Here is a 22,879-nt window from a genome sequence, read left to right on the forward strand (position 1 = left end):
ACTGCCCGATTTATCGGGTGGTGAGTAAGTGCGCCCTTCGGGATTAGAATTTGTGTGTTTATAGTCCTCTTAGCCGGATTATAAGCTCCCGCTTTAGGGTATCTAAATCCATTTCTTTAATATGTGGAGCAATGCTTTCCAGAATCGCTCCTTCTTGAATCAATCTGCGTGTTCTGGAATTACGCTCTTTTTTGCGGTTTCTTGCTTCAGCTTCTTCAAGACGGTGTTTTGCTTGTAAAAGTGCTTTTTCTTCTGGTGTCATAATTCTTTTATTTGCCATATCTGGCACCTCCTTTTCATGCCCGTATCCGGGCGGTTTTGGTTTTAAAATTTTGTGGTTTGGTACTATAGTTTTAGATAACTGACAGCAGCATGCCTCTGATGTTAAATAAGGAAAGGAAGTAGTACCACTATCAGTGAAAAATAATTATCGTGTTATACTTCTTTGATTCCATTCTGGTTTGGAGCATGATTATCTAACAGGATTTTTTTCGCTTGCTTTAAATTAGCTGTTGCATTATCCTGACGGATATTCCGATTATTGATACGGATAGGAACACATCTCTCCAGAATACGGTCATAAATTCGTTTGTGTGCGATATCAGCGGCGTTATTCAGCTCTGATAAAGTGAGATTGGTCGTTATGATTAGGGGTTTTTTACTGCGGTAACGACTGTCAATCACATTGAATACCTGTTCCAGTGCAAAGTCAGAGTTTCGCTCAATTCCGAGGTCGTCAATAATCAGAAGACTGTAGCGGTTTAAGCTGTTGATGAACTGGTTTCTGTCTTCAAAATGCATCCCGGTAAGTGTATTCAGAATCCGGGAAAAGTTGGTCATCAATACAGGGACGCCTTTTTCCAGAAGGGCATTGGCAATGCAGCCTGCAAAGAAAGATTTTCCGGTACCGACATCGCCCCAGATGAGAAGTCCGGAAGCGTTTGCTTTCATCTCTTCCCAGTTACTTACATAATTGTGTGCCAGTTTCATTTCCGGATTGATGCCGTTATCTTTGGCAAAGGTGTAGTCATAGAGTGCTTTGTCCTGTAAGCCGCTGGTTTTGAGATGCTCTATTTCCATTTGCTTTTCATGAAGTTTTCTCTGGGCTTCTTCCTGCTCAAAGATTTCCTGCTGGCATTTACAGCGGATGGAAGGAATAAGAACCTTTCCCTGTAATTCATACCTGCATTGCCTTGGCGTATTGCATTTGGAACAGTAGATCAGGTGGTCTGTTTCGTTAAAATATTCATCAGACTGAAGCTCTCTGTTTGGTGTTATAGCTGGTGGTTTTTCTGTAAATGTTGTCATAATGTTTCGTATTCCTCACTTTCATAATTTCGTTGCCGGGAAGCAGGATGATCCTGTCTTGCCCAACTGATGATGGTAGCTGCATGGTTTTGGTATTGTTTTCCGGTAGAAGCCATATAACCGGATAAGCGTTCCATATAATCTTGCCAGTCAGGGATTGTCTGTCGGATATCTTCCAACTCCGTCTCTGACAGAAAAACATTTTGAAATTTTCCATAAGGTGAGCGTGGCTCTTTACTCCCCCTTATTGCTAAATGGTTCTTTTTTATCTCTTTCTTATTACCAGACAGTTTTCTGTCTGTATCAGGGAAAGAATCCTGTCTGTCAATAGGACAGTTTTCTGTCTGTTTTAGGGAAAGAAATCTGTCTGTATAGTTGGTGGTTTCTTGCGGGAGTTTTACATAGATCCGATTGGGGTGTCCGGGTCCCTGTCGCTTTCGGAAGATAAGCTCCTGTTTTTCCAGTACTGCCAGAGCAGTTTTCACCGTCATTTGGCTCTTGTGGAGAATTTCTGCCAGTGCTTCAATCGTAAAGTAAACGAACACATGACCATCAATATCTGACCAGCCCTCATTTTTCTGGGAAAGTCTTGCCCGGTCGAGCAGGATCGTATAAAGCATTTTGGCAGTTTCGTTTATTTCCATGTCCAGAAGAAAACGGGGAAACATCATATAAGATGGCAGGTTAGTGTCTGCTGTCAGAAAGTCCGTCATGTGTTCACCTCCAATCAGTTATTCGCCAAGAAAATCCCAGTCTACATCACTATCTGGCAGTGAATTTTCAGGTGCTGGAAAGGACGCCCTGATTTGGGGCTCCCTTTGCACCATGCCTGCAGTCAGTCCGGAAAGAAAAAGTGGCAATGCCTGTTTCAGACTGTTTTCCACTGCATCTACAATCTGTTTCACAAAAAGTTCTTCACGTTCTCTTGTTTCCAGATAAGGATCAGTCTGTGTGCGGTAGTAGCGGTCAAAATAATCTACCAGTGCAAGAGAGATTACCTGACTGTAAGATTTAAAATTCTGTCTATCCATTGTCTGTAAATATTCCCAGGCTTTCCGCTGCTGATCTTTTTCCAGATTAAATCGCAGGTTTGTGTTGCGGATATTATTCTGCATGGCTTATCCCCTCCTTTTCAGGCTCATATAAGCCAGAGATTCGTAGCCTTTGGCGGTGGCACAGAGATCGTCAATAATGGTGACTCGTGATTTGTCATACGTACCAAAGTTACGGATCAGGCATCCACCGCCGCCAACTACATACAGGCGCATCAAGTCAGGATTATATTCATATTTGCGGAGCGTGGCAAAAAGATCTGTTACATATTCTTTAGCCACCGATGTAATACAATCCAGATATGGTGCTGAAATGTCAGTTTTTCCAAACCGCAGAACCTGTTCTACTGTTGATTCCTCAATCTTCACTCCAAATTTGTCCAGAACAGCGTTTTTTGCAGCAATCATGCACTGATTTACGCCAAGCTTTTCTGTCCAGCATCGGCTTTCCTGTGCTTTCTTATTGTTGATATACAGAATGTTCATGGTTCCGTTTCCGATATCTGCAAGGAGATTGGTCCCCTTGAAATCTCCAAGCTGGTTTACAATAGCCGGATATCCCTGTGGGTAAAGGCTGCATCCCACAAAGCGGAGATGATACTCTTTGCTGTTAAAACGGTAATGGACTTCTGGATTCTGGAGCAGATAGGAACGGAATTCTTCCCTCTGGTTTCTGATCCATGTCAGAGGAAGGCCTGCCGCCAGATGCACCTCTGCTTCCTGAATGGAAAAAACATTCAGCTCCCTTGCAATTGCCATGAGAGTCAGAAGATAATATTCTTCATCTATTGCTTTGTCGGGAATAAATTCTTTGTGTCCTTCGCCGATTCGATAGAATATATCGTTATATTCCAAAATGTTTCCGGTGAAGATCGGTTCCGTTTCATAGGCTTTGATGCCTGTTGGTGTGACTGTGTTAGCAGTCTTGATATTGCCGTAGCCATGATCTACAGCAATGATTTTTGTGTTTCTGAGTTCTCGCATAAAAACACCTCCATTTTCGTATTGATTTTTTCAGTAGGCTGTACCAAAGTGGTACTGCTTGCTGTGGGATAAGCATACGAAAAATGAAGGAAAAAGACATTGAGGGAAAATTGAGTCAGAATTGAGAAAAAAGATGCAATGTTTTGCGGTGAAGTATAATATCAAATGTTAAGTCTGTAAAAATAAGAAGTATTACGAATAATGGTTAGTTATCTTGCTTCTAAAGTATATATAAGTTAAAATATGTTTATTAAGCATGGCAGATATAGGAGGTATTACTGATGGAAATTAGAGTTCTTCGATATTTTCTGACTGTAGTAAGGGAAGAAAGTATCACAAAAGCCTCAGAAGTTTTACATATCACGCAGCCGACACTTTCACGTCAGCTTGCACAGATGGAGGAAGATATAGGTGTAAAGCTGTTTGATAGAGGGACACGGAAAATCAAATTGACAAATGAAGGAATACTTCTTCGCCGTCGTGCGGAAGAAATTTTGCAGCTTGTAGATAAGACAGAAAAGGAACTGGTGGAGCAAGAGGAACAGGTGGAAGGTAAAATTTCCATTGGGTGTGGAGAAATTGCGGCTGTACAACTTCTTCCTAAAATAATTGAGTCCTTTCGTCAGAAATATCCCCGTGTTACTTTTGACATTTTTACAGCCACAGCAGATTTGGTAAAGGAACAAATGGATAAGGGACTACTGGATATTGGTTTGCTTCTTGAGCCGATTGATATGGAAAAATATGAATTTATTCGCTTGAATATAAGGGAAAAATGGGTGGTTCTGATGAGATCGGATGCTCCACTCTCCAAGAAAGAAACGGTAACCGCAAAAGATTTGTCTGTACTGCCTTTGATTCTTCCAAGGCGTATGAATGTGCAGAGTGAGTTGGCAAGTTGGTTTGGCAACTACTATGAGAAACTGAATATTGTTTTTACCAGCAATTTAAGTACGAACAGCGCAATTATGGTGAATGGAGGCTTGGCATATTCATTGGTGATTGAAGGGGCTGTACCCTTCTGGGATCAATCAAAGGTTACATTCAGACCGCTTGATCCGCCACTTACAGCAACAAGTGTATTAGCATGGAAACGTGGTCAGCCGTTCAGCTTAGCAACCACAAAATTCATCAAACATATTCAATGCTTTTTAGGCATTGATAAGCCATAAAAACTAGGTATTTGATATCATATAAGCGAAAAATTATAATGTAGGTGTAGAGATGAAACAGGTAGTTTCAATTTCGACACCTACATTTTTTATTTAGGAGGGAGAGCCATTTCATGAAACCGGATTATGATTCCCTTATAAACGCCGGATTAAGCAAAGAAGAAATCGCAAAAATTTCAGGATGTGAAGATCAAGAAATGCAGATAAGGATGTTGCGAAAATATCGGTACAAATTGCTTGATGAGGTACATGAAAAGCAGCAGTCACTTGATGCAATCGATTATATGATCTGTAAAATAAAAAAATAACAATAAGAGGAAGTGAAAAATTAAATGGGAGTAATAATGAAAACTTTATTATCGCATCGGTCTATCCGAAAGTATCAGAACAGACCAATAGAGAAGGAAATACTGGATGAAATCTTAAAGGCAGTGCAGGCAGCCCCGAACTGGGTAAATCTCCAACACATATCCGTTATTGTCGTGCAGGAGCAGCAACGACGGAAAAAATTTGCGGAGTTGTGCGGCGGCCAGAAACATATTGCGCAGGCTCCTGTTTTTCTGGTGTTCTGCGCAGACTTTTATCGCACTTGGCTGGCTTGTAAGGAAAACGGTCAGGAGTTTGATTCCGTTGTAAGTCAGATCGACAACCTGATTGTTGGGGCAAACGAGGTAGGAATCGCTCTGGGAACTGCGGTGGTTGCCGCCGAATCCTTTGGTCTGGGCACCGTACCGATTGGGGACATCCGGCTTCATGCTTTCGAGGCGATACGGGAACTGAATCTGCCCAAATATGTTGTGCCTATGCTTGGCTTATGTGTGGGATATCCAGCGGAAGAACCTGGGCAGAAGCCCCGTCTGCCGAAGGAAGCGGTCTGCTTTGAGGAAAAATATAATTCCGACCTAACTGGACTGCTGAAGCAGTATGACGAGCAGTACGCCGTATATCTGCGGGAACGCCCCTGGAATAGCCGGGTTGGAGACTGGACAGGAATGGCTGCCGACTTTTACCGACCTCCTTACTGTCATTACCCGGAGGTACCGGAAATGCTGGTACAGCAAGGATTTTTGTCACAAAGATAAAGAGGCTGCGATTTAATGAGGAGGTTACATATGAAAAAATTTTTATCTATTCTGTTTGTTTTTTCTCTGCTTTTTATGCTGACTGCTTGCAGCAGTAGCACAGATCCATCGCAGGAGAGCAGTGGAGAAACCACAAGTCCATCTTCTCAGCAAGATAGCGTTTCAGTGTCTAATGCAGTTTTAGAATCTGAAAGCACAGAAAGCGAACAATCGGCCAATAACACTTTAATCGTCTATTTTTCACGCTGGGGCAATACAGAATATCCCTCTGATGTGGATGCCACAACTTCTGCAAGCATTGTGGTAGAGAATGATCTCCGTTATGGTACAACAGAGTATGTCGCTAATATGATAGCGGAGAAAGTGGGCGGAGATCTGCACCGGATTGAAACGGTTACTCCTTATACGGCAGATTTTGATGAATTGCGGGATGTAAACCATGATGAAATGAGTAGTAATTATTTGCCGGAGCTTAAAGAAAGCAATCTGGATATTTCCGCTTACGATACGGTATTTATTGGCTATCCCGTATGGGCAACAGATGTTCCGCAGGCAGTGCTATCTTTTTTGAAGGAGTATGATTTAAGTGGGAAAACAGTTATCCCATTTTGTACCCATGATGGCTATGGTGCAGGTAACAGTTATCAGACTATTGCAGAAGCAAGTCATGCAGCAGTTTTTTTAGAGGGTATTGCGATTGAAGCAAAAGATGTTCCAAACGCACAGGATACCGTTTCATCATGGATTGCAGATATAGGAATATCTAAATCTGAAGTACAAACAGGGACTCCTATCAAGATTACGGTTGGTGAAGTTAGTTTAGATGGAATTCTATACGATACAGAACTGGCAGAAGAAATCAAAACATATTTTCCGTTGACAATTTCCATGGTGGGTTACGGTGACAGAGAATACTATGGAGGGGTTGAGTTCTATCCAGAGCATTTGGAAGGCGGTCAGAAGAATTTTGAGAATGGTGATATTACCTATTGCGAGGCACACCATAATATGGCCATTTTCTATGCACAGACAGACGACCCGATTCTTTCGGTAGATGTTATCCCTATTGGCAGAGTCACTTCTGAGCTTTGGGTATTTAACAATCTTGACAATGAGGAAGAAGTCATCTTTTCTCTGGCAGAATAAAAAAATGATGGAGGTATTTATAATGAAAAAAGTAATCGCTATCTTACTTTCTTTGACTATGATTTTGGGACTTGCAGCTTGTGGAAATTCTGCAAGCCAGACAGAGCAACCATCTACAGAAGATACTTCCGTGGAAAGTAAAGCTGATACCAAATCTGCGGAAAGCAGTACAGATATGGAGAATACGGACAATCAAGATGTACAGGATCATAAGGTTTTGGTTGCCTACTTCTCTGCGACAGGTACCACAAAGGGCGTGGCAGAGCATATCGCAAACGGTCTGAATGCAGATATTTATGAGATTGTTCCTGAAGAACCTTACACCGATGCAGATCTTGACTACAATGATAATAACAGCCGCACTACCATTGAGATGAATGACCCGAATGCCCGTCCTGTTATCTCCGGCAGTGTGGAGAATATGGAACAATATGACACTGTATTCATCGGATACCCCATCTGGTGGGGAGAAGCGCCGAGAATTGTCAGTACTTTCGTGGAGAGCTATGATTTTTCCGGTAAAACCATCGTACCTTTCTGTACATCCGGCGGAAGTGATATGGGCTCCAGTGCAACCAGCCTGGAACAGCTCACAAACGGAGCTGCTTGGCTTGATGGACGGCGGCTAAATGGCAGCGATTCTCAGGATACCGTTATGGAATGGGCAAACAGTCTTGATCTAAACCTGGGAAAATAATTTGATAAACAAGATTTCAAGGAGATGATTGCGTGAAAAAAATAATCGTACTTATACTTTCTGTTGTACTAGTGTTTTCTCTGGCAGCCTGCTCTAATACACAGCAGAAGGATGCTCTGGATCCTGTGTCTGCCGAAGAACCCTCTCTGGTGGCAGAATCCACTCCCGCAGAAGGCACAAAAACGGAAGGCAGCAATATTCTGATTGCTTATTTTACCTATGGTGAAAATGCGGATCTTCCCGATGACGTGGACGCTTCTTCATCAGCCAGTATTCAAATCTTCAACGGTGAAGTCACAGGTAATACTGGTGTGATGGCCCATATGATTGCAGAAGCTTCCGGCGGAGAATTGTTTTCTATCCGAACAGTAGAACCTTATCCCAATAACTACAATGATACCGTTGATGTTGGAGAGACTGAAAAGAACAATGGCATTCATCCGGAATTGGCTACGCATATCGAAAATCTGGATCAGTACGATACGATTTTTGTTGGCTTCCCCAACTGGTGGTATGGTATGCCTATGGTAATGTATAGCTTTTTTGACGAGTATGACTTCAGTGGGAAAACAGTGATCCCCTTCTGCACTTCCGGTGGCAGTGCATTCTCGGATGCGGTTGATGAAATTAAAAATATGGAGCCGGATGCAACCATTCTTGACGGACTTCATATTGGCAGTTCCAGTGTAACCGATGCGGAAAGCAGAGTGAGCGAATGGGTGCAGGGACTCGGTTTATCTAAATGATACGAAAGGACAAATGACTCATGAAACTAAAAATAAAGATGGGAATTGATTTACTGATGACAGTGCTGCTACTTTGTCTGATGGCTTATCAAGTCACCGGACAGAAGCTTCATGAGTGGTTTGGAACAGGGATGCTTGTACTGTTTTTGCTACACAACATTCTGAACATCCGGTGGTATGGTAGCCTGTTCAAAGGGAAATATACCCTGCTGCGGACAATGCAGACGATCATCAATATCAGTGTCCTTATTTCTATGCTGTGTTTGGGGTTCAGTGGAATTGTGTTGTCCCGTCACATTTTTGCGGGATTACCCATTCAAGGACCGATGGCAATAGCGAGAATCATGCACCTGGCGGCATCTTATTGGGGATTTGTGCTGATGAGTATTCATTTAGGATTTCATTGGAGCATGGTTCTTGGACTGTTCCGCAGACTTTGTAACAGAAAGAAAACCCCTGCTGCATTTGTATGGCTGATGTGTTTTATAGCAATTTTTATTGCGGGGTATGGAGCGTACTGTTTCCATAAGGAAAATATTCTCTCCTATATGTTCCTTAAACAGGAGTTTGTGTTTTTTGATTTTGAACAGAGTGCAGTTTCTGTATTTGCAGGGTATATCACCATGATGGGACTATGGGTCTTTATCGGCTTTTACACAGTGAAAGGACTCAGAAAGATAACCTCACAGAGCAGAAGAAAAGAATAAATTGTAAAATCTTAGTGGAGGAAAAGGCATGAATCAGCAAACAACTCTGTTTTCAAACGAGAAGTTGATGGCTATGATTATTCCCCTGTTTTTAGAGCAGCTGTTGATAATGCTTGTAGGGATGGCGGACACACTGGTGGTCAGCTACGCAGGAGAAGCGGCAGTATCCGGTGTTTCACTGGTAAATCAGTTCAATACTATTTTTATTTATCTGTTTACAGCATTGGCATCCGGAGGGGCGGTTGTGATCAGCCAGTATATTGGTAGAAAGAAAAATGATGACGCTGGAGAATCCGCCAGCCAGCTTCTATCATTCTCTACGATTTTTTCCATACTGATCGCAGTGATAGTTCTGATTGGAAATGAAGGGATGCTTCGTCTGATGTTCGGTAAAGTGGAAGATTCTGTGATGCACTCTTGTATTACATACCTTAGGATTTCTGCATATTCCTATCCGGCATTGGCGGTTTACAATGCTGGCGCTGCCCTTTTTCGCAGTATTGGAAAAACCAGTGTGACCATGTATTTGTCGGTAATTTCCAATATCATCAATGTTATTGGAAATCTCATTGGTGTATTTGTTTTGCGTGCAGGTGTTGCAGGTGTTGCATACCCTTCACTGATCGCTCGGACATTTTCAGCCGTGATGATTACAGTACTTTGTTTTCAGAGAAAAAATGAAGTGTTCTATCGCTGCAAGTGGATTTTTCGGTGGAATGTGGATTTCATGAAACAAATTTTAAAAATCGCAATTCCAAACGGAATGGAAAATGGCGTTTTCCAGTTAGTAAAAGTGGCGTTAAGCAGCATTGTTGCACTTTTTGGAACATACCAGATTGCTGCAAATGGTGTTGCACAAAGTATCTGGTCGTTGGCTGCGCTGGCGGGAGTCGCTATGGGTCCCGTATTTATAACGGTCATTGGACAGTGTATGGGAAATGGGGATGCAGATGCTGCGGAGCATTATTTTAAGAGATTGACAAGAATCACATTGCTGATTTCATCGGCATGGAATCTTTTGATTTTTCTTCTGACTCCATTCTTTATGAAATTTTATGCTTTGCAGCCGGAGACCAAACGGCTTGTGATCTGGCTGGTTTTAATCCATAACGTGTTTAATGCAGCAGCATATCCCTTTTCCGGTGCGCTTAGTAATGGGCTGCGTGCAGCGGGTGATGTGAAATTTACCATGTATGTTTCGGTTATATCTACAATAGCAGTGCGTCTGCTTTTATCATGGCTCTTGGGAATTGTTTTGAAAATGGGCGTGATCGGGATTGCTATTGCAATGGTTTGTGACTGGAGCATTCGGGCGGTCATTTTCTTCTGGAGGCAGAAGTCCGGAAAATGGAAAACATTTCAGGTGATATAGATTCATTTATAATAAGTTCAATAACATAATTTACGGAGGAAATTACTATGAGCAAGAAAATTTTGGTAGCCTATTTTTCAGCAAGCGGTGTGACTGCAAAGGCAGCGTGGAAACTTTCGGAAGCGGCAGGCGCAGACCTGTATGAGATTAAGCCAAAGGTACCGTATAGCAGTGCCGATCTGGACTGGACAAATAAAAAAAGCCGCAGCAGTGTGGAGATGAGTGATCCGATATTCCGTCCTGAAATTGCCGGGAAGCTGGAAGGTATGGATCAGTATGATCTGGTGTTTGTTGGATTCCCTATCTGGTGGTATGTTGCACCAACGATTATTAATACTTTTTTGGAGAGTTATGATTTCTCAGGCAAAACCATCGTTCCTTTTGCTACTTCTGGCGGCAGCGGCATGGGAAACACAAATGAAAAACTTGCACCGAGCTGTCCTGGCGCTATCCTGATGAAAGGAAAAATGCTGAATGGCTTGTTGTCTCAGGAAGAATTGAAAGCATGGGTAAAAAGTCTGTGAGAAGGTGGAATGTCGGATTTTTGATGCTTGCGTCAAGCGTGAAAGATATTTCTGACGTACTTTCAAATAGCCAAATCGAAAGTAATGTGCTGGGTGTGTATCGACTATTAAAAGGAGGAACTATTTATGCAATACCGAAAACTGCCGAGGGGAACGGAACAGATCAGCGTTCTTGGAATCGGTACCAGTTCCATTCAGGCATCAAGTGAAAAAGAAATCGAAAAAATAATAACTGCCGCTATGGAAAATGGAATTAACTATTTTGATATGGCTTCGTCGGAAGCAAAACCCTTTGCCGCCTATGGGCGGGCTATAAAAGGGATGCGGGATAAGGCATATTTCCAGATTCATTTTGGAGCAAATTATGAAACAGGAGTGTACGGATGGACAACAGACCTGGATACCATGAAACGCTCCGTTGACTGGCAGCTGAAGGCGCTGCAAACAGATTATATTGATTTTGGATTTCTTCATTGCATTGATGAATCAGCGGATCTGCATGAAGTAGAAAAAGCCGGAGTCATTCGCTATATGGAAGAACTAAAAGAGGCTGGCGTGGTCAGGCATATCGGACTATCTTCTCATACTCCCTTTCTGGTGAACGAGGTGCTTGATATGGGGATTTTGGATATGTTGATGTTCAGTATTAATCCTGCTTATGACTATGCGGGCGGCACCGAACCCAATTATGCGAAAGACAGTTATGCAGTTGGCAGTGTGGCAGAAAGAATGAACCTGTACCGCCGCTGCGAAGCAGAGGGGGTAGGGATTTCCGTGATGAAAGCCTTTAGCGGAGGGCAGCTGTTAAAAGCGGAAACCTCGCCGTTTGGGAAAGCGCTGACGGAGTATCAGTGTATTCAGTATGCTTTGGATAAACCGGGGGTTTTAACGGTACTTCCTGGTGTTCGTAATATGGATGATCTTAAGCGGATTCTTGGATTCTTAGATGCCGCACCGGAAGAAAGAGATTATTCAGTCATTGGCTCTTTTGCACCACAGGATGCATCGGGGAAATGTGTCTATTGCAATCATTGTCAGCCTTGTCCTATGGGGCTGGATGTAGGGCTGATCAACAAATACTATGATCTATCCGTGGCGGGAGATACGCTTGCACGCAGCCATTATGAAAATCTGGAACATGGGGCGGACGAATGTATTGGCTGCGGGCATTGTAACAAACGCTGTCCGTTCCATGTAGACCAGGTAGGTCGCATGAAAAAGATCAGTGAATATTTCAGAAAATAAAGCGAGAGAAAGGCAAAACAAGGAGGCAATGACAATGGAGAACAAAAAAATAACAATGACAAACGAGTGGGATAAGATTTTCCCTAAAAGCGGGAAGGTAAATCACCGCAAGATAACTTTTCACAATCGTTACGGTATAACGCTGGCGGCGGATCTTTACGAGCCGAAAGGAGTTACCGGCAGACTGGCGGCTATCGCCGTCAGCGGACCGTTTGGGGCGGTAAAAGAACAGGCGGCAGGTCTGTATGCGCAGACCATGGCAGAAAGAGGTTTCCTGACAATTGCATTTGATCCGTCTTTCACCGGTGAAAGCGGTGGCCAGCCTCGTTATGTGGCTTCACCTGACATTAACACGGAAGATTTTCAGGCAGCAGTTGATTTCCTTTCCGTACAGGAAAATGTTGATCCGGAAAGAATCGGAATTATCGGTATCTGCGGCTGGGGCGGCATGGCTCTGAATGCGGCGGCTATTGATACCAGAATCAAGGCAACAGTCGCTTCCACTATGTACGATATGACCAGGGTGAATGCAAAGGGATATTTTGATTCCGAGGACAGTGCAGATGCACGTTATGAGAAACGCAAAGCCATGAATGCACAAAGAGTCAGCGATTACAAAAATGGAACCTATGCACTTGCCGGTGGTGTGGCAGATCCCATGCCGGAGGATGCGCCGTTTTACTTTAAGGACTATCACAATTATTATAAGACTGACCGTGGGTATCATGCACGCTCTCTGAATTCCAACGGCGGCTGGAATGTGACATCTTCCCTTTCATTTCTAAATATGCCGATTTTGCAGTACGCAGATGAAATCCGCAGTGCAGTTCTGTTAATTCATGGCGAGAAGGCACATTCCTGCTATTTCAGTAAAGATGCTTACAAGATGCTGAAAGGAGATAATAAGGAACTGCTCCTTATTCCGGATGCTGTTCATACGGATCTGTATGACAATATGGATGTCATTCCGTTTGATAAGATGGAGGACTTTTTCAAGTCAAATCTGAGATAACGGTTGTTAAGTAAAAAAGAAATAAATATATTTTGGACAAAGGAGATCATTTTATGAACACAATGATTGCATATTTTTCTTACACAGGACACACAAAGGGCATTGTCCGGCAAATCCGGGAATTAAGCGGCGGCTATCAGGTACGGATTGAATTGGCGGAGCAGGAATAGATGATAATGAATCTGGCGGGCGGGAATGTTTTTTCATCCGCCAGTATTAAGGAGGACCATAGAGAATATGGCTGTACATGAGGACAGAAAATCATTTCATCATACATTGATGGCCATGGTGATACCGATTGCGTTTCAAAATTTTATGACGGCACTGGTGAGCGCATCGGACGCTGTTATGCTTGGTTTTTTAGAGCAGGAAGCATTGGCTGCGGTGTCATTGGCCGGACAGGTGACTTTTATATTTAATATATGTGTTACGGTTTTGGTACAGGGAACAACCATGCTGGCAGCTCAATACTGGGGAAAAGGTGATCGTAATACGGTTGAAAAAATACTTGCTCTTGCAATAAGGTATATGATGATCGTGTCTGTGTTTTTTCTGACCGGCACATCAATTTTTCCGACTCAAATCATGTCTTTACTGACCAATGAGACAGGACTGGTTTATCGTGGAGCTGTATATCTACGGATTGCAGGGATATCTTATGTGCCGCTGGGATTATCCCAAATGTATCTCTGTATTATGAAAAACAGCGGAAAAACAGCTAAGAGTACGGTAATCGGATCTTCTTCCATGATATTGAATTTATGCTTTAATACGGTTTTTATTTTCGGATTACTCTGGTTCCCTGCCATGGGGATACAGGGTGCAGCCGTGGCAACTGTCCTTGCCACAGGCATCCAGTTTCTATGGACTCTGGCAGAAGCAAAAAAGCCAGACAGTATAAAAATCAGACTGTCCTATATAGCACATGCGGACAAAAAAATCAGGAAGGATTTTAACCGTTATACCATGCCTGTGATTGGAAATTATTTTTTCTGGGGCGGCGGTGTGACAATCTATTCTGTTATTATCGGGCATTTGGGGAACGATGCGGTAGCGGCAAACTCCCTTGCGACAATTATACGGAATATACTAGGCTGTGTATCCAAAGGTGTAGGAACGGCAGGGGCTATTCTGGTGGGAAATGAACTGGGAAAAAACCAGATAGAACTGGCAAAAAGATATGCGAAGCATTCTACGCAGCTTGCCGGGCTCATCGGTGCGGTTACCTGTTTGCTTCTTCTTGCTTTACGTCCGTTGATTCTGTATTTTTCAACTTTGACGGATACGGCGACCTCTTATCTTTCAGGAATGCTGCTGATTTCAAGTTATTACGCAATTGTGTGTTCAGTAAACAGTATGGTCATCGGCGGGATCTTCTGTGCCGGAGGCAAATCAAAATTTGGATGTATCTGTGACGGGATTGTATTGTGGCTGATCATAATCCCGACGGCATCTGTCATGGCATTTTATTTTAAGCTTCCAGTGCTGACTGTATATTTTGTTCTCTGCTTGGATGAGTGCATTAAAGTGCCGGTGGTTTTCTGGTATTACCGGAAATATACATGGGCACAGAACCTGACTGGATGATTATGAAAATCTTACAGTCAAGGCTGATGCCTGTGTTGGATGCGTGCATTGTAACAAACGCTGCCCGTTCCATGTGGATCAGGCTGCAAGAGATTTTAGACTATTTTAATTCTTGAAGGGAGAGTAATTCATGACAGAAAAAGGATTTAAACAGATATTCCCATTGGGGGAAAAAAATGATGCGTATGCACAATATTTTGTTGGACAGAGTTACCTGTCCATGCTGACAACGGAAAGAGTTGGAATTGCAAATGTAACCTTTGAGCCAGGATGCCGGAATAACTGGCATATTCATCACAAAGGCGGACAGATTTTGCTCTGCACTGCCGGACGTGGATATTATCAGGAGTGGGGAAAAACGGCTCAGGAGATGAAACCCGGTGATGTCATCAATATTGCGCCGGAAGTGAAGCATTGGCATGGCGCTGCTCCTGATAGCTGGTTTTCTCATTTGGCGGTAGAAGTTCCGGCAGAAGGAAGTTCCAATGAATGGATGGAGCCGGTGAAGGAAGAAGAATACAGTAAGCTAAAATAAGGAGACAGATCATGAAAAAGGTAACAGCGGGCAGAGATGCCCTGGGTGATTTTGCACCAAAATTTGCGGAACTGAATGATGACGTGCTGTTTGGAGAAGTGTGGTCACGAGAAGATAAGCTTCCTGCAAGAGACAGAAGCATTGTCACAGTAACAGCACTTATGGCAAGCGGTGTTCTGGACAGTTCTCTTGCCTTTCATATAGGAGAAGCAAAAAAGAACGGTGTTACAAAAGAAGAAATGGCAGAAATTTTGACACACGCTGCCTTTTATGCTGGCTGGCCGAAAGCATGGGCAGCATTCCGCATGGCGAAAGAAATCTATCAGGACTAAGGAGGAAAAACATTATGTTAGGAAATTTTTCGTATTCAAATCCAACAAAACTTTACTTTGGAGAGGATTCTCTTTGTTTTTTGAACGAGGAGCTTCCCAAATATGGAAAAACCGTTCAGTTGGTTTATGGCGGTGGTTCTATTAAGAAAAATGGAATTTACAATCAGGTTATGAAATTGCTGAAAGATAACGGAAAGGTAGTCGTTGAAGATGGAGGCGTGATGCCAAATCCTACAATAGAAAAATTAAGGGAGGGGGTTCAGATTGCCAGAGAAAATCACGTGGATTTTTTGCTGGCTGTAGGCGGCGGCTCCTGCTGCGACTATGCAAAAGCGGTTTCCGTGTCTGTTCACTGTGATGAAGATCCATGGGAGAAATATTATATCCGTTTTGAGGAGCCGGATTGTGAGATTGTCCCTGTTGGCTGCGTATTGACTATGGTGGGAACCGGAAGCGAAATGAATGGAGGTGCGGTCATCACCAATCACGATCAAAAGCTGAAAATCGGTCATGTGTTTGGAGATGCTGTGATGCCGAAATTTGCAATCCTGAATCCGAAATTCACTTTCACATTGCCGAAAGAGCAGATGGTGGCCGGCATTTATGATATCTTCAATCATATCTGTGAGCAGTATTTCTCTGGGGAGGACGACAATACCAGCGATTATATCAGCGAGGCACTGATGAAATCGGTAATTCACAGTTCGAGAGTTGCCATTCAGAATCCAGAGGACTATGAGGCAAGGTCGAATATCATGTGGGCTGCAACCTGGGCGCTGAATACGCTTGTTTCCAGAGGAAAAAGCACAGACTGGATGGTTCATATGCTTGGGCAGGCAGTAGGAGCATATACGGATGCAACTCACGGAATGACGCTTTCAGCGGTGTCACTTCCTTACTATCAGTATATCATGCCTTATGGTCTTAGCAGGTTTTGCCGTTTTGCTGTGAATGTGTGGGAGGTCGATCCTGCCGAGAAATCCGATGAGCAGATTGCTAAAGAAGGAATTTTCTGCATGGAAAATTGGATGAAAGAGCTGGGACTTGCAATGAATCTCCATGAGTTGGGCGTCACAGAAGAAATGTTGCAGGGTATTGCAAACGGGACATTTATCATGGAGGGTGGATATAAGGTGCTGAATCATGATGAGGTGTTGGAGATACTGAAAAATAGCTTATAATCATTAAAGCAGAAGTGACACAGTAAGAATTACCCATGATAAAATTAAAGAACGTCTTGCGGAATTTAATGAATGGAAAACATATAGCATAAAGATGGATTTTGATAAGACTTGGAAAAAACAACGGCGGGCAATTTTGTCCGCCATAAAATTATGTTTATTTTGCTAAAAAATCTGATAGTCTTTTCCCAATAGAAAATCCAACTTGTGGATATAATTCCTGAATTTCCTGATACTTTGCTTCTATCAATTCCGGTTCGTCTGACCAGATATTCTCATAAATCTTCAGGGCTTTTTTGAAGTGTGTTCTTGCCTGTGAGATATTAGCTGTTATCAGGCATATATTTCCCATTGATTCCTGTACTTGGGCATAATCCAAACAGTGGTCTGAATTGTATTCTTTGATAATTCGTGCTAATTTCTGGAGAGAGGATATGGCACGTTCCGTTTCTTGTATTTCTGCTAATAGGGCAGCGTAATTACTAATCTGCGGAATGCTGTCATTGGTGTAAAGAAGTCCGTATTCTTCCAACAGCGAGATGCCCGTTTCCATGTGTTCTCTTGCCGCTTCCATTTGACCTTGCATCCGGTAAAGTCCTCCGAGGTTTGCATGAAGGTTGGATACAAGGTGGGCGTTATCTTTTGTGGTTTCTTTTATTTGAGAAAGCGCTTCTTTTTCTAATTGGATGGCTTTCTGCGGCTTGGCTTCCATAGTTGCCTGATAGTCCAGTAATAGTGCACGGTCAGAAGCAGTCCCATGATTATCTGTTTTTATAAGTTGTTTTAATTCTTGAATGATTTCTGCCATGCCTTTTTGATAGTGATATTTCTCCATATATGGAAAGATGTTTTCTAAAAATAATAGGTATTGAGAAATATCATCTTTTTCGATTAGCTGCATGATGTTTTCTACTGTCTGAAATAATTTCTTATAATAGCTGATTTCTACACCGTGCATTAAACATATTTTTTGAAGAGAAGCCAATAAGGTGCGACAGGTTGTAATGGAAGGTCTGTTTTCTGAAACAGCGATTTCCTGAATCAATGGATGCAGAGAAATGCTATGTCGGATATTTTCTTGAACGAAGCCTGTCTCAATCAGATCATTTACATCATTTAAAGTAGGCAGTTCCAGCCATTTTGCAAATATACGTGCAGAAATGCCGGACGAAGGAAGAAAACACATGTTACACATAATATCCTGCTGTGTCTGAGATAAAGAGTATAACGAAAACAGGGTATGGATATGGTTGTAATAAGTGGCTTTACTGCTTTGTCCGTCTTTGATTATTTTAATCTTATCTTCGTTATGAAGAGACGCTTTTTCCTCTTGAAGTTTTGTTAGTAATTGATTTGGAGTTAAAATTCCATTTTCCAGAAGTTTGGCTGCCAGTTCAATAGCGAGAGTATGGCTGTGTACAGTTTTTATAATTTTCTCTACGACTGGTCGGTGATCCTCTGCCTCTGAATAAAATATAGATGTCAACTGAAAAAGAGAGGAGATATCTTTTATTTCTTTTAGCTGAAAACTACAGTATTCGGTCAGTCGGCTTCTGGTTGTAAATAAAATCCGACAACGGTATTTTAATACCACGGACAGACAACTGTCCTGCGTGGATGTCGCATTAAAATTATCTATGATGAGCAGTGTATCTGATTTCAGAGAACGTAAGAAACGGTTATGTCTTTGAAAACGCTCCTGTTCACTAATTTCTGGTGGATCATCAATAAAGTCCATGTCTGTGATATCTTGATGCAGATCACCGGTATATTCCATGTAGAGAATATTGGTGTACTGTTTTCTGTATTGCTTTGCATAGACTTTAGCGAGTTCGCTTTTTCCAATCCCTGCAATTCCGTAAAGAAATATATGGCGGTTCTCTTCAAACATAGTGTGTAGTTCTTCCAGTTCTTCTTCTCTTCCGAGAAAATGGCGGCATGGTTTTGGGACTTCACTGTCCATAATGTAATCCAGTACAATCGGGGAAAGAGCACCTCCTGCAATTAGTTTTTGGTTTTTTGTATCACGTTTGACAAATTGACGTTCCATACCAAAAGAAAGCACTTTTGCCAAAAACAACAGTCTTGAATCGGAAGGCTTATATAGAGATGCAATTTCCTGTTTTTTTGTATCTGAAATAGTATCGTCCTGCATGAATAACGTATAAATGTCTTGTATAACCATGTTGCAGTCTGCCATTAAGGGAAGCAAGTTCCGCTGAATGGTTTCTGCCAGCTTTTTCTGATTACTGGGTTTGGCATAATAAGAAGATATTTTTGGACTGATTTTTGCCTGTCCGGTCATCCAGCGGCAAATAAGACCATTATCCATAGAAAAATCTTCATTTATCGAATCATTCATAAAATCTTCAAATAATTCGTATAAAAAATCAGGTTGGCTCATCTGATTACTTTCACTGATTTGATTCTTTAAGTATGTGCTGATAGAAGAAAAATCACAACGTTCCAATAGAAATCCCTCCTAGTTTTTAAGTTTTAATATGCTGGACTAAATTTTTCTTATTATAGCACGAACGAATGTTCTGAACAATAGGAAGTGGTGTTGTATATGAAGAAAATAAATGAAAAAGGCTCAATCTGCGGTCAATTTTCATTCAATGTGATTTATGCAGAAGAATTTTAGAATGTAATCAGGCTTTCGAAAGCCGAATTCAATTCATACAGAACTTTTGTACAATCCTGCCGGCATAGGATGTAGAGAGAACTGTATGCTGAAGGAGGCATATAGCATGAATACGTTATTTGATTCTGTAGAAGTTTTGGATACAAAAAAAGAAACTCAAAAAGAGAATGTAAGCTATGAACATGCAGGATATCAGATTCGAGTGCATTTTAATGGAGAAAAGACATTGACTCAGTGTATTCAGAATCTAACGGAACGAAAAATTGCAGGTTGATTTTCTATAGTTCTTGTTGTAAGATAAAGACAATTAAAGACAATGACTATACAAGACTAATGAAAAGAGGGATAAAATGTATCAGGCAGGAATTTATTGCCGAATTTCCATTGAAGAGCAAAACAAAGAGGGTGAATACAGCAATAGTATTCACTCTCAGATTCAGATGGCAAGAGATTATATTGCAGAGCAGAATGATATTGCGGAGAAACAAGTTTATGTAGATGACGGGGCTTCCGGAAGTAATTTTGAAAGAACTGAATTTCGGCGGATGCTGGCAGATATCGAGCTTGGTGTTATCAATATGGTGATTTTTAAGGATGTATCACGACTTGGAAGAGAACATATTGATACCAACTATTATTTGGGGAAATATTTTCCGGAGAAACAGATTCGGGTTGTTTCGATTTTGGATAATTATGATTCAGCAGTTGGAACTTATGACGAGATGATAGAAATCAAAACTTTGCTGAATGATATGTATCTGAGAGATACATCCAGAAAGATTAAGACAACGATTCAGACAAAAAGAAGCATGGGGGAATACACACCGAAGCAGCCTCCATATGGTTATGTGAAAAGTAAAAAAATCCATAATCATCTGGAAGTTGATCCTTATGCAGCTGAGGTTGTTCGAAGAATTTACAGAATGTATCAGAATGGGTTTGGGTGTACGGTAATTTGCAGGACTTTGAATGAAGATGGAATTCCTTGTCCTGCAAAATACAAAAAAGAAGTTTTAAAAACCAATTATGTATGGGATACGGGAAAAGGCGTGTGGACATCATCTGCTGTGAGTGGAATTTTAAAAAATCCGATTTATACCGGGGCGATTGTAATTCGGAAACATGAAAAACCGTCTTATAAGCTGAAATACAAAAAGGCAATTCCCTTGGAAGAAATGGAACTGGTGCTGGATACACATGAAGCAATCATTTCTAAAGAAGAGTTTGACATGGTTCAGCAAATAAGAAAGGGGCGCCGAGTTCCCTATTTTGATAAAAACAATGAACCACATAAATATGTGGGACTGCTCTTTTGCGGGAAATGTAAAACTGCCATGCGAAAACGTTATCTATCTTCTCATAATGGCTATGATGGATATATGTGCGGTTTTCATCAGAAGCAGGGACAGAATTATTGTGAGTTGAATCATATTACATTTGAAAAGTTGGATGAACTGGTTGTATTTGCAATCAACCAACAACTGAAACAGATGAAGATGGATATGAAGAATCTGGAAACTCAAATAAGACAAATGCAACCGGAACTGGAGAGTAAAATTGCAAAATTGCAGGCAAAAATAGAAAGAAATCTGGAATATAGAAAACGAGCATATGAACAGTTTATGGATGAAGTGCTTTCCAAAGAAGAATATCTAGAATTAAAACAGATGTATGATCAGGAGAATATGAAATACCAAAAAGAACTGTCAGAAGTGAACCATGAAGAGCAAAGACAACGGGCGGCTGCAAATGAGACGAAAAGCTGGTTGGAGCTTTTTAATCGCAGGAAAATAACGGTAAAGCATCTTACCAGAGAAGTGCTGGTGGAGTTGATTGATAAAATTTATGTTTATCCAGAGCAGAAAATAGACATTTATTTTAAGTTTGCTTCAATGGAGAGTTTGTCAGATAGAATACTTGAGAAAGATGGGGTGATATGATGTATCAGATGGGTGTATATTGTCGTCTGTCAAAGGATGATGGAGAGAATAAAGTCAGTGAGAGTATTGAAAATCAGATGAAGCTGATTCGTGAGTATGTGAGTAAATCAGAGGATCTGGAAATCGCAGATATTTATATTGATGATGGTTATTCGGGGCTTTATTTTGCTAACAGACCGGGATTTCAGCGGATGATGGAGGATATCTACAAAGGAAAAATCAAGGGAGTTATTACGAAAGATATTTCCCGGCTTGGACGTGAACATATTGAAACCAGTAATTATATAGAACGTGTTTTTCCTTCTTTAGGCGTACGTTACATTGCAATTTTGGATGGCGTGGATTCTGTTCATCACAGCAATGAAGAACTGGCACAGTTTAAGACACTGTTTAATGATATGTACAGTCGTGATATATCTAAGAAAATCAGAGGTGCATTGACTGCACAGAAGAAACGGGGGCAGTTCATGTCAGGGTTTGCACCGTATGGATATGTGAAAGATCCAGCAGATAAGCACCATTTTCTTATAGATGAAGAGGCGGCTAAGGTGGTACGGAGAATCTTTTATATGAGTCTGGAAGGATATTCCAGAGATGGTATTGCAAGGAAACTGAATCAGGAAGGGATTCTGACACCTTCAGAATATAAGAGAAAGGTGCAGGGGCTAAAATATGCCAATGCATTAGAAAAGGCTGGCGCAAAGGGCTGGGCATATCCTACGATCAATGTAATTTTGCGAAACAGAGTTTATACAGGTGCTATGGTACAGCATAAATCAGAAAAGATATCCTATAAAGTGGAAAAGTATCAATATATTCCAGAGGAACAGCAGTATATCGTGGAAGGAATGCACGAAGCAATTATCAGTAGGGATACGTTTGAACAGGTGCAGGAACTTATGAAGAAAAGAACACGTACACCGGGCTTTCTGAGTGAAGTAAGAAAGGTAAATCCATACGCAGGAATTATTGTCTGCGGAGATTGCGGATATAATTTTCAGCGGGTTACTTGTCGGGACGGTTATGAGTGTGGCACTTATCATAAAAAGGGTAACACAGTTTGTTATTCTCATTTCATTAAAAAAGAAGTATTGGATTCTATTGTAAAAAATGAAATCCAAAGACAAGCGGAACTGGCACTGAAAGAAAGTGATAAGGATGAAATATTAAAAGCAGCAGATAGAAGGAAGGAGGTGCAGAGGCGATGTGTAGAAGCAGATCAGCAGATTGAACGGTTGCAAAAAGAACTTGCAGCTATTCAGAAGTATAAAAAGAAAACTTACGAAAATTATGTGGATGGTGTTCTGGATAAAGAAGAATATCTCTCCTATAAGGCAGATTATGAAAAGCAGGACAAAGAGATCAGAGAGAAGATTCAGTTGGCAGAGCAGGAGAAAGACAGCTTTGGAGAGGCAGAAGAATCTTATGAAAACTGGATAGAGAAATTTATCAAGTATGGAACATTATCCGAAGTGACAAGAGAAATTGTGACAGAGTTGATTGAAAAAATTGTTGTGAATGGAGATAAGAGCATTGATATCGTATTTAAGTATCAGTCACCTTATCCTGTAGAGAAAAATGCAGTGTAAAGACTGCAAATTTTTTTACAATAA

General features: G+C 41.5%; 25 protein-coding genes. 19 read left to right on the forward strand and 6 right to left on the reverse strand.

The window, feature by feature from the left end:
• Window positions 1–58: 58 nt before the first annotated feature.
• The 5 genes from C1A07_RS15420 to C1A07_RS15440 all read right to left on the reverse strand — a co-directional run bounded on the left by C1A07_RS15420 (window position 59) and on the right by C1A07_RS15440 (window position 3,344).
• The gene (locus C1A07_RS15420) at window positions 59–280 is read right to left on the reverse strand and encodes a DUF3847 domain-containing protein (RefSeq protein WP_101877891.1); all 222 of its coding nucleotides are present in this window, start codon (window positions 278–280) and stop codon (window positions 59–61) included.
• Between the two features lie 155 nt (window positions 281–435).
• Window positions 436–1,308, reverse strand: coding sequence for an ATP-binding protein (locus tag C1A07_RS15425; protein WP_101877892.1), 873 nt, complete (start codon window positions 1,306–1,308; stop codon window positions 436–438).
• Window positions 1,305–2,021, reverse strand: coding sequence for a replication initiator protein A (locus tag C1A07_RS15430; RefSeq protein WP_101877893.1), 717 nt, complete (start codon window positions 2,019–2,021; stop codon window positions 1,305–1,307). The genes C1A07_RS15425 and C1A07_RS15430 overlap by 4 nt, the downstream gene beginning before the upstream one ends.
• Before the next feature lie 18 nt (window positions 2,022–2,039).
• Entirely contained in the window at window positions 2,040–2,423 is a 384-nt protein-coding gene (locus C1A07_RS15435; protein ID WP_101877894.1) for an adenylate cyclase, read from the reverse strand.
• A gap of 3 nt (window positions 2,424–2,426) precedes the next feature.
• On the reverse strand, window positions 2,427–3,344 hold the full coding sequence (locus tag C1A07_RS15440; protein ID WP_101877895.1) for a ParM/StbA family protein: 918 nt from the start codon (window positions 3,342–3,344) through the stop codon (window positions 2,427–2,429).
• A gap of 281 nt (window positions 3,345–3,625) precedes the next feature.
• Between C1A07_RS15440 and C1A07_RS15445 the strand changes: the two genes are divergently transcribed.
• The 16 genes from C1A07_RS15445 to C1A07_RS15515 all read left to right on the forward strand — a co-directional run bounded on the left by C1A07_RS15445 (window position 3,626) and on the right by C1A07_RS15515 (window position 16,682).
• On the forward strand, window positions 3,626–4,516 hold the full coding sequence (locus tag C1A07_RS15445) for a LysR family transcriptional regulator (RefSeq protein ID WP_101877896.1): 891 nt from the start codon (window positions 3,626–3,628) through the stop codon (window positions 4,514–4,516).
• 113 nt (window positions 4,517–4,629) lie between these two features.
• Complete coding sequence (locus tag C1A07_RS15450) at window positions 4,630–4,824, forward strand: DUF4224 domain-containing protein (RefSeq protein ID WP_101877897.1); 195 nt, start codon at window positions 4,630–4,632, stop codon at window positions 4,822–4,824.
• A 36-nt stretch (window positions 4,825–4,860) separates the two neighbouring features.
• Window positions 4,861–5,598 carry an NADPH-dependent oxidoreductase gene (locus C1A07_RS15455; protein ID WP_207654304.1) on the forward strand — a complete coding sequence of 246 codons (738 nt, stop codon included), beginning with the start codon at window positions 4,861–4,863 and terminating at the stop codon, window positions 5,596–5,598.
• A gap of 30 nt (window positions 5,599–5,628) precedes the next feature.
• Window positions 5,629–6,744, forward strand: a complete 1,116-nt coding sequence (locus C1A07_RS15460; protein ID WP_207654305.1) for a flavodoxin — start codon at window positions 5,629–5,631, stop codon at window positions 6,742–6,744.
• Between the two features lie 22 nt (window positions 6,745–6,766).
• Entirely contained in the window at window positions 6,767–7,441 is a 675-nt protein-coding gene (locus tag C1A07_RS15465; protein WP_101877900.1) for a flavodoxin, read from the forward strand.
• A 32-nt stretch (window positions 7,442–7,473) separates the two neighbouring features.
• Window positions 7,474–8,187: a flavodoxin gene (locus C1A07_RS15470; RefSeq protein WP_101877901.1), complete on the forward strand. Its 714-nt coding sequence runs from the start codon at window positions 7,474–7,476 to the stop codon at window positions 8,185–8,187.
• Between the two features lie 20 nt (window positions 8,188–8,207).
• Entirely contained in the window at window positions 8,208–8,894 is a 687-nt protein-coding gene (locus tag C1A07_RS15475; protein ID WP_101877902.1) for a DUF4405 domain-containing protein, read from the forward strand.
• 28 nt (window positions 8,895–8,922) lie between these two features.
• Window positions 8,923–10,266 (forward strand): MATE family efflux transporter, encoded by a 1,344-nt coding sequence (locus tag C1A07_RS15480; protein ID WP_101877903.1) that lies wholly within the window; start codon window positions 8,923–8,925, stop codon window positions 10,264–10,266.
• Window positions 10,267–10,313: 47 nt separating this feature from the next.
• Complete coding sequence (locus C1A07_RS15485) at window positions 10,314–10,790, forward strand: flavodoxin (RefSeq protein WP_101877904.1); 477 nt, start codon at window positions 10,314–10,316, stop codon at window positions 10,788–10,790.
• A gap of 126 nt (window positions 10,791–10,916) precedes the next feature.
• Entirely contained in the window at window positions 10,917–12,035 is a 1,119-nt protein-coding gene (locus C1A07_RS15490) for an aldo/keto reductase (RefSeq protein WP_101877905.1), read from the forward strand.
• Between the two features lie 34 nt (window positions 12,036–12,069).
• On the forward strand, window positions 12,070–13,047 hold the full coding sequence (locus C1A07_RS15495) for an alpha/beta hydrolase (protein WP_101877906.1): 978 nt from the start codon (window positions 12,070–12,072) through the stop codon (window positions 13,045–13,047).
• A gap of 53 nt (window positions 13,048–13,100) precedes the next feature.
• Window positions 13,101–13,217 (forward strand): flavodoxin family protein, encoded by a 117-nt coding sequence (locus C1A07_RS16090; RefSeq protein WP_115714782.1) that lies wholly within the window; start codon window positions 13,101–13,103, stop codon window positions 13,215–13,217.
• 67 nt (window positions 13,218–13,284) lie between these two features.
• Window positions 13,285–14,634 (forward strand): MATE family efflux transporter, encoded by a 1,350-nt coding sequence (locus C1A07_RS15500; RefSeq protein WP_101877907.1) that lies wholly within the window; start codon window positions 13,285–13,287, stop codon window positions 14,632–14,634.
• A gap of 130 nt (window positions 14,635–14,764) precedes the next feature.
• Window positions 14,765–15,169, forward strand: a complete 405-nt coding sequence (locus C1A07_RS15505) for a cupin domain-containing protein (RefSeq protein WP_015561019.1) — start codon at window positions 14,765–14,767, stop codon at window positions 15,167–15,169.
• Between the two features lie 11 nt (window positions 15,170–15,180).
• Window positions 15,181–15,501: a carboxymuconolactone decarboxylase family protein gene (locus C1A07_RS15510; protein WP_015561020.1), complete on the forward strand. Its 321-nt coding sequence runs from the start codon at window positions 15,181–15,183 to the stop codon at window positions 15,499–15,501.
• Between the two features lie 14 nt (window positions 15,502–15,515).
• Window positions 15,516–16,682, forward strand: coding sequence for an iron-containing alcohol dehydrogenase (locus C1A07_RS15515; protein WP_101877908.1), 1,167 nt, complete (start codon window positions 15,516–15,518; stop codon window positions 16,680–16,682).
• A 157-nt stretch (window positions 16,683–16,839) separates the two neighbouring features.
• On the opposite strand, the gene C1A07_RS15520 is transcribed toward C1A07_RS15515, so the two are convergent.
• A complete protein-coding gene (locus C1A07_RS15520; protein ID WP_101878170.1) occupies window positions 16,840–19,086 on the reverse strand; it encodes a tetratricopeptide repeat protein in 2,247 nt (748 codons plus the stop codon).
• Window positions 19,087–19,432: 346 nt separating this feature from the next.
• Between C1A07_RS15520 and C1A07_RS15525 the strand changes: the two genes are divergently transcribed.
• From C1A07_RS15525 to C1A07_RS15535, 3 genes are all read left to right on the forward strand, one after another.
• On the forward strand, window positions 19,433–19,600 hold the full coding sequence (locus tag C1A07_RS15525) for a hypothetical protein (protein ID WP_242972336.1): 168 nt from the start codon (window positions 19,433–19,435) through the stop codon (window positions 19,598–19,600).
• 76 nt (window positions 19,601–19,676) lie between these two features.
• Window positions 19,677–21,266 (forward strand): recombinase family protein, encoded by a 1,590-nt coding sequence (locus C1A07_RS15530; RefSeq protein ID WP_101877910.1) that lies wholly within the window; start codon window positions 19,677–19,679, stop codon window positions 21,264–21,266.
• Window positions 21,263–22,855 carry a recombinase family protein gene (locus C1A07_RS15535; protein ID WP_101877911.1) on the forward strand — a complete coding sequence of 531 codons (1,593 nt, stop codon included), beginning with the start codon at window positions 21,263–21,265 and terminating at the stop codon, window positions 22,853–22,855. The genes C1A07_RS15530 and C1A07_RS15535 overlap by 4 nt, the downstream gene beginning before the upstream one ends.
• Window positions 22,856–22,879: the final 24 nt, after the last annotated feature.

This window comes from Lachnoclostridium edouardi (genome assembly GCF_900240245.1).
In the GTDB taxonomy this organism is placed as follows: Bacteria; Bacillota; Clostridia; order Lachnospirales; family Lachnospiraceae; genus Lachnoclostridium_A; species Lachnoclostridium_A edouardi.